This window comes from Pseudomonas sp. WS 5411 (assembly GCF_012985595.1).
GTDB lineage: Bacteria > Pseudomonadota > Gammaproteobacteria > Pseudomonadales > Pseudomonadaceae > Aquipseudomonas > Aquipseudomonas shahriarae.
The window spans coordinates 93,896-100,790 of the sequence record NZ_JAARMC010000016.1 but is presented as its reverse complement, the minus strand read 5'-3'; the positions used below and the strand labels follow the sequence as shown (position 1 = coordinate 100,790).

Below are 6,895 nucleotides of genomic sequence, written 5' to 3'. Positions count from 1 at the left end.
GATTACATCGAGATGTTCTACAACCCAAAACGCCGCCATGGTTTCAACAATCAGCTGTCACCGGTAGAGTTTGAAAAACGTTACGCAATGAGCTTGCAAGGTGTCTAGAGAATCCGGGGCGATTCAGATCGAACTTGAATGCCCCCCCGCACTCGCCGATCAGGAACTGGCGCACCTTCTGTGTATTCCTGTAGTGCTTGTCCAGTGGGGTGGTGCGGGTGATGGGGCCGGAGTGCCAGTCGAAGCTCATTGCCATTCCTTGGGTGATGTAATGCGTCGCGGGTATGAGAAGCGTGACCCTTGTCTACCGGGAAAGATCGCAGCGCATTACAACCATCCCGATGTCGGCCTTGTCGGTACTGAACGGAATTTCGCCGAGTGCCTCAAATCCGCAGTTTTCATAAAAGCGCTGTGCACTGGTATTGGACTTCAGCACATCCAACCAGATAGAGCCTTCCTTACGGTCTTTTGCGTACTGGTGGATAAGCTGCAAGAGTTGCTTTCCGTAGCCTTTGCCCGCCTGTGACTTGAGGAAGTAAATTTTCTGCAGCTCACTGCCAGCCTGACCAGGCAGGGGCATAGGTTTGGACCAGTTGACCTTTGAATAGCCTACGGCGTGGTTGGTTTCGTCAAATGCGATAAGCCAACAGTGATGGGCAGGCGACTCGATGGATTTCTGCATTTCGCGGGTCGAGAAGTCTTCGTTCAGGAAGTTCTGCATGCCCGTAGCGGTCCAGATTTCAGAGAAATGCTCTCGGTATGTCTTCATGCCGAGCTCCTGAAGGAGGGGGATGTCTTCTATGGTTGCTTCCCGAATGCTGATCACTGCTCTGCTCCTTGCCTGAATTGTCGGACGCAGGTCCTGAATTTTTCACTCAACAGTTAAATACCGGTGCATAGCGCTCTTCGCGTTTCTTGAAGTGGATCGGCGCCATCGGCACTTTTTCACCGTTCACAAATATAGCCGGGAAGGTGAGGGTGAAATCATCCATATCGCCCTTGCCCAGGGCCGTGCCCTTGCGGCTGCTGCTGGGTTGCTTCTTGGGGTCAAAGCCGGTTTTCAGCTGTTCGATACTGACTTGATAGGTCTCGCCTGTCGCCAGCGTAACAGTGACCAACGGCGAATCGGCGCTGACCCACAGCGGCGGGTCAGTTTGTTTGTAAGCCGCCCGGCGTTGATCCGGGGTGTCCAGGTTGCGCAGGCGTGGGGGGATGTAAAGCCGGCCAAACAGGCGCAGTTCGGTGTCGGTTGAACGCAGGTTGCCTGGCCAGCTGGATGTTCCGGGCGGTGCTACATAGACCAATACGTGCACCCAATCGAGTTCTTCCGAGAGCGGGGCGTAGCTCATTGCGGCTTTCGGGCCGGGGCAGGTACGTTCGAGTAACGCATGGGTGCCCACTGCCGATTGCGGATGCAGATACGGCCCGCTGCTGCATCCTGCGAGCAGCGCCAAGAGGGGGTAGAGGATGTATTGCTTCATTGGGGGCCAACTCCATTTGCTGTACGGGCGACTATGGCATTTCTGCGGTTGATTCTCATCAGCTCTGTGCAGCATTATTCTGGTGTTTTTCAGGATCGGCGGGTGTAAGTGTGCGGATACCGTCACCATTATCCAGGGATAAACCAATGAAGTACCTGCGCACCTTGAATGCAGCAATGGAACGCTTTCTGAGCCGGTTTCTCCCCACGCAATTCCTGTGCGCCGCCATTGCGTTGACCGCGCTCAACTTCTTATTGGACTACACCGTTGCTTCGTACACCTCTATCTACCTGTCCATGCTCAGTGGTTGGCTGTTTGCCATGAGCTTTCTGAGGTTCCGGGCCCAGTGATGGCGCTGTTTGAGCCTTACCTGAACGGTGATGAGCCTGGAGTCACCCTCGGGGCAGCACAACTGGCCGCGTCGGCGCTTAGTCGGTGATGCTTGTTGCCGTTGCAGGCACTGTTTGGTTGCGGATAACAGAAAGGTAATCATCAAGCTACCTTGCTGACAGGGTCGGTTCGTTAATCTCAAGCCTGGAATGAGTGACTTGAGAGGTAAACCCGATGAACCTGTTGAAACTGAGTATTGCTGCATTGGCGTTGTCATTGTCTACGGTCGTGCTCGCCACGGGAGGCAGTGATCGTGCATTTGAGGCGTTGATGAGCGATAACCAGAAAGCCATGGAGGCTTACGCGTTAAAACATGGCAAGGACCGGCCAGTGGTCCAGGACTATCGCTACGGGATGAAACTGGACATCGCCAAGGTGGTCAGCGTGACCCCGCCGATCCGCTCCTGTGACATCGTACCGTCGCGGATGACCTACGAAGATTCAAGCGGCAAGCTCAACACCATCGAATATAAAGTCATGGGGCTGTGCCGTAACAATGGCCGCTGAAAGGACGCCGCGGCGAGCCGTACGCTGCTGGGGAGTAACGCACCGCCTGCTCAAGAAAATGGCCCCACACGCCGGGTTTTTCTCATAGGGGCAGTCCAGTTCAGCAAGCCAGCTCCCACATCGGATTTGTGGTGGGACCACAATTCTCTGCCCCAATGAGGTCCCCTGTGGGAGCGGGCTTGCCCGCGATGACGGTGTACCAGTCACTATAGTGGGTGGCTGACCCGCCGACATCGCAGGCAAGCCAGCTCCCACATTGGATTTGTGGTGGGACCACAGTTCTCTGTCCCTATGAGATCCCCCGTGGGATCAGTCAGTCAATCCGCGGATGCTGTTGCGCCAGGTTCTTGCGCTTGGCCTCCAGCTCGGCGATCTGCTCGTCGAGGTCTTCGATTTTCTGTTCGATATTGTCGTGGTGTTCCTGCAACAGCTCCCGAGCTTCTTCAATATCCGACGCCGCCGGCGCCGCGCCGCGCAGGGGTTTGTTGGCGGTTTCCTTCATGGTCAGGCCGGTGACCAGGCCCACCACGGCAATGACCATCAGGTAGTAGGCGGGCATATACAGGTCGTTGGTGCTTTCCACCAGCCAGGCCACGGCAGTCGGGGTCAGGCCGGCGATCAGCACCGAGATGTTGAATGCACTGGCCAGGGCGCTATAGCGGATATGGGTGGGGAACATCGCCGGCAGGGTAGACGCCATCACGCCGATAAAGAAGTTCAGCACCACTGCCAGTATCAGCAAGCCTGCAAAGATCAGCCCCAGCTTGCCGCTGTTGATCAGCATAAAGGCCGGAATCGCCAGGGCCAGCAGGCCGATGCTGCCAGCGATGATAAAGGGCCGACGTCCGACCTTGTCGCTGATAAAGCCGATCAAGGGCTGCACGAACAGCATGCCCACCATGATCGCGATGATGATCAGCACGCCATGGTTTTCGCTGTAGTGCAGGTTGTGTGTCAGGTAGCTGGGCATGTAGGTGAGCAGCATGTAGTAGGTGACGTTGGTCACCGCCACCACGCCGACACAGGTCATCAGGCTGCGCCAGTGTTGGGTGGCGATTTCCTTGAACGACACGCGCGGGCCGCGTGCCAGGCCTTCGCGGTCACCTTGTTCGAGCTTCTCGACGTGCTGCTGGAAGGCCGGGGTTTCCTCCAGGGCGTGGCGCAGGTACAGGCCGATCATGCCCAGGGGCAGGGCGAGGAAAAACGGCAGGCGCCAGCCCCATTCCAGGAACTGTTCTTCACCCAGTACCGACGAGATCCCGACCACCACGCCAGCGCCGAGTACAAAGCCGGCAATGGAGCCGAAGTCCAGCCAGCTGCCGAGAAAGCCGCGCTTGCGGTCGGGTGCGTATTCGGCGACGAAGATCGAGGCACCGGTATATTCCCCGCCCACCGAGAAACCCTGGGCCATTTTGGCCAACAGCAACAGGATCGGCGCCCAGATGCCTATCGAGGCATAGGACGGGATCAGGCCGATGGCAAAGGTACTGAGGGACATGATCACGATGGTGGCCGCGAGGACTTTTTGCCGCCCGTATTTATCCCCCAACGCACCGAAGAACAGCCCCCCCAGGGGGCGGATCAGGAACGGCACGGAAAAGGTCGCCAGCGCCGCGATCATCTGTACGCCAGGGTCGGCGCCGGGAAAGAACACCTTGCCCAGTACGAAGGCGACAAAGCCATACACGCCGAAGTCGAACCACTCCATGGCATTGCCCAGCGCCGCGGCGGTGATCGCCTTGCGCATCTTGGCGTCGTCGACAATGGTGATGTCTTTCAACCCTATAGGGCTGACACTTTTCTTGCGCGATTTCATACAGGTCACTCTGTTGCTGATCGGTGTCGATGCCATTGTTTTAATGGCATGGTCTATTGGGTCAGATACATGAGGACACTAAATAATTCATCGCTCGACGTTATTTTTCACTAGCGCGCCTATCAGCGCGCGCATTGGCCAGCTCCGATCCCTACCGACCAGCGCTTCGTTGTGGGTCTCCCCCGCGAACAAGGGTACTTTTAGTCCCAGTCCTATTTGCATCTTTTTTGGTACTGCTAAGCTTTTTTTCTGGAAAAGTATCGGGAAGTTTTTGTCATGATCGTAAATGCCGCCGTGTCTGACGAGTTCAACGCCCTACGCGTTATCACGTTGGCAGCTGACGTCACCTGTGCCGATCGGTTAGCCGGCACGCTGAACACTATGGGCGTTAAAGCGCTGACCAATGCTCAATCGTTGAGGGACGTGGAGGCGTGTCTGTTGGAACAGCCTGTGGACGTCATCGTCTGCGAAATTCTCCCAGGATGTGATGATGGGCTGATGCTGCCAAGCCTGCTCAAGGGGCTGCACGATGCCGGTGCCGTGGCGCAGTTGCCGAGCATCTTCTGGACCGGTAAAGCTACCTTGAATGCCCAACTACGCGATGTGAAAGGGGGCAGCGTGACTGCCCCGCATACTGGCACCCAGCAGTTCTGGATCAAGTACATGGGGGGAGTGGCCATCAGTGCGTTGGAGTCTCATGCACGATTGGCCCGGGCTGCAGGGATCCTGGTGGAAATTCTGCGTGAAGGCGCAACCCTGGAACTGGGCGATGCCTTGCGAGCCGTGGTGCTGACCCGGGCGAAACCGGACCCGCAGTTGTGCATGACCACATTCGACGCCTTGGCCGAAGATGAAGTGATCAACGCGCTGACCACGGGGGAGGGATTGCGTTTTGTGTTCCAGCCACAATTCGAGCTGTTGAGCCGGCGTGTAGTGGGGGCCGAGGCGCTGGTGCGCTGGAAGCACCCGCGCTTTGGTGAAATCCCGCCGTCGGTGTTGATGCCGTTGGTTAACCGACTGGGCCTGGACCTGTTGCTGTTCAGCCTGGTGGAAATGTGGAGCATCAGGGCGATGCTGGCGCTCAAGCGTGAAAACATCCTGATCCCCATCGCGGTGAATGCATCGGCAAAGACCATTTGTACCCCACATTTTGCCGATCGCCTTGCCATACGGATGCAGCAGGCCGACTTACCGAACCGCTTGCTGAAAATCGAGCTTACCGAGGACGTACACGAACCGGATGAGCTTCATCTTTCGGCATCACTGACGGCGATCCGCGCCAAGGGTTTCCAGGTGTCCCTGGATGATTTTGGTACCGGCGCGGCTACGCTGAACCTGTTGGCAAACCTATCGTTCGATGAGATGAAAATCGACGGCTCATTCGTGCGTGCCGTAGAGCAGCATTCCTCATCACGCAAGGTGATTGCGGGCATCGTCAGTTGGGCCGGCCTGCTGAATCTGAACCTGGTGGCCGAGGGCATTGAGGATGAGTCCACGATCCCTTTACTGCATCGCCTGGGTTGCCGCGTCGGGCAGGGTTATGCGCTGGCGCGGCCGATGGAAATCGAGGCCTTCTTGAGCTTCCTGATTGAGCGGGGGGAACACCCGTAAAAATATTTCTGTCCGTCTGGCTCTGGGAGGAGGCGGTTTTTAGGAGTGCTCTTATTTCAATTGTTTCGTCATGGCCTTAAATTTCCATCATCGATTTTTTTATATTGTATGCCGCTGGAGTTAACTGCTCTGCCCATTCGATAACCACTGCTGGATGTCTTGAATCTCAAAAAGTCGACTACTTGCCTGGCAACTTAAAGTTTGCCGGTGGGTGTTGTATTGCCTGATCGAAAGTTCGCCTGTTTGTTTTTAATGTGCGATGGCTCAGTTGCACGGATGGAATTGATGTTGTAGGTCCGTCTTCCCTGGCGGCAACTTACCAATGATGAAATAGCGTTATTTTTCATCTTTTTGCTCGTTATACAGAGTGTCCTGTGATCTATGAAACGCTTACAAATTGCTTTGCTGGATGATCATGCAATCGTGCGACATGGCCTGGTCAATCGATTGCTGCAGGAACCTGATTTTGAAGTGGTCGGTGTCTACGCCCGGACGCGTGAACTGTTGGCAGGGTTGGCCAAGGACCCGGCGCAGGTGCTGTTGCTGGACTATGTCCTGGGGCCCAGCGAGTTGGACGGCGTGTTACTGATTCGAGCGTTACGGGTGAAGTTTCCACAATGCCGCATCCTGGTGTTCTCTACGCACCATGACGCCGCTACCGTGATCCTGGCCTTGCGTGCCGGTGCCCGGGGATTTCTCGGCAAGGGTGAAGACATGGGCCAGTTGGTCGACGCCGTCCGGCTGGTGGCGTCGGGGGCGGTTTACCTGAGCCCGGACATGGCCTACAGGGTTGCCGAAGCCACTGCGGTCAACTATGACGGCGAGGCGCGCAATCGCGAGGATGCGTTGCGCTTTGTCAGTCTCTCTGCCCGTGAGCAGGAAGTGATTCGCTGTTATCTGACGGGCATGACCATCACCGAAATTGCTGAGAAATTCAGCCGTAGCATCAAGACCATCAGCACCCAAAAGGCTTCGGCATTTCGCAAGTTGGGTGTGATATCGAACAACGAGCTATTCAAGATCAAGCACCTCATTGAAGGTATCTGAACCTGGCGGGCTGGCGCCGTGTCATTTGCCGGTTATTGCATAT

The 6,895-nt window shown here is 56.3% G+C and carries 8 protein-coding genes and 1 pseudogene; 5 read left to right on the top strand and 4 right to left on the bottom strand.

Annotation, left to right across the window (positions count from 1 at the left end; all coding sequences use genetic code 11):
* Positions 1-108, top strand: a 108-nt coding sequence (locus tag HBR93_RS27045; RefSeq protein WP_146047486.1) for an IS3 family transposase, incomplete at its 5' end; no start/stop codon positions are given.
* Positions 109-127: 19 nt separating this feature from the next.
* Here the strand turns inward: HBR93_RS27045 and HBR93_RS27040 are convergent.
* The 3 genes and pseudogenes from HBR93_RS27040 to HBR93_RS19830 form a co-directional block, all read right to left on the bottom strand.
* Positions 128-250: pseudogene (locus HBR93_RS27040) on the bottom strand (DUF6434 domain-containing protein); the annotation flags it as partial.
* A 54-nt stretch (positions 251-304) separates the two neighbouring features.
* The gene (locus HBR93_RS19835; protein WP_169960915.1) at positions 305-826 is read right to left on the bottom strand and encodes a GNAT family N-acetyltransferase; all 522 of its coding nucleotides are present in this window, start codon (positions 824-826) and stop codon (positions 305-307) included.
* A gap of 49 nt (positions 827-875) precedes the next feature.
* Positions 876-1,481 carry a hypothetical protein gene (locus tag HBR93_RS19830; RefSeq protein ID WP_169960914.1) on the bottom strand — a complete coding sequence of 202 codons (606 nt, stop codon included), beginning with the start codon at positions 1,479-1,481 and terminating at the stop codon, positions 876-878.
* Between the two features lie 146 nt (positions 1,482-1,627).
* Between HBR93_RS19830 and HBR93_RS19825 the strand changes: the two genes are divergently transcribed.
* Together HBR93_RS19825 and HBR93_RS19820 are read left to right on the top strand one after the other, a co-directional pair.
* On the top strand, positions 1,628-1,831 hold the full coding sequence (locus HBR93_RS19825; protein WP_169960913.1) for a hypothetical protein: 204 nt from the start codon (positions 1,628-1,630) through the stop codon (positions 1,829-1,831).
* A gap of 214 nt (positions 1,832-2,045) precedes the next feature.
* Positions 2,046-2,378, top strand: a complete 333-nt coding sequence (locus tag HBR93_RS19820; RefSeq protein WP_057959910.1) for a DUF2790 domain-containing protein — start codon at positions 2,046-2,048, stop codon at positions 2,376-2,378.
* Positions 2,379-2,691: 313 nt separating this feature from the next.
* Here the strand turns inward: HBR93_RS19820 and proP are convergent, their stop codons facing one another.
* Positions 2,692-4,194, bottom strand: coding sequence for a glycine betaine/L-proline transporter ProP (gene proP / locus HBR93_RS19815; protein ID WP_169960912.1), 1,503 nt, complete (start codon positions 4,192-4,194; stop codon positions 2,692-2,694).
* Between the two features lie 276 nt (positions 4,195-4,470).
* On the opposite strand from proP, the gene HBR93_RS19810 reads away from it, so the two are divergent.
* Positions 4,471-5,805 carry an EAL domain-containing protein gene (locus tag HBR93_RS19810; protein ID WP_169960911.1) on the top strand — a complete coding sequence of 445 codons (1,335 nt, stop codon included), beginning with the start codon at positions 4,471-4,473 and terminating at the stop codon, positions 5,803-5,805.
* A gap of 381 nt (positions 5,806-6,186) precedes the next feature.
* Positions 6,187-6,852, top strand: a complete 666-nt coding sequence (locus HBR93_RS19805; protein WP_057959907.1) for a response regulator transcription factor — start codon at positions 6,187-6,189, stop codon at positions 6,850-6,852.
* Positions 6,853-6,895 lie beyond the last annotated feature (43 nt).

Coding starts and splice junctions, on each gene's coding strand:
- HBR93_RS19830 (WP_169960914.1), bottom strand. CDS start 1,481: ATGAAGCAATACATCCTCTACCCCCTCTTGGCGCTGCTCGCAGGATGC.
- HBR93_RS19825 (WP_169960913.1), top strand. CDS start 1,628: ATGAAGTACCTGCGCACCTTGAATGCAGCAATGGAACGCTTTCTGAGC.
- HBR93_RS19820 (WP_057959910.1), top strand. CDS start 2,046: ATGAACCTGTTGAAACTGAGTATTGCTGCATTGGCGTTGTCATTGTCT.
- proP (WP_169960912.1), bottom strand. CDS start 4,194: ATGAAATCGCGCAAGAAAAGTGTCAGCCCTATAGGGTTGAAAGACATC.
- HBR93_RS19810 (WP_169960911.1), top strand. CDS start 4,471: ATGATCGTAAATGCCGCCGTGTCTGACGAGTTCAACGCCCTACGCGTT.
- HBR93_RS19805 (WP_057959907.1), top strand. CDS start 6,187: ATGAAACGCTTACAAATTGCTTTGCTGGATGATCATGCAATCGTGCGA.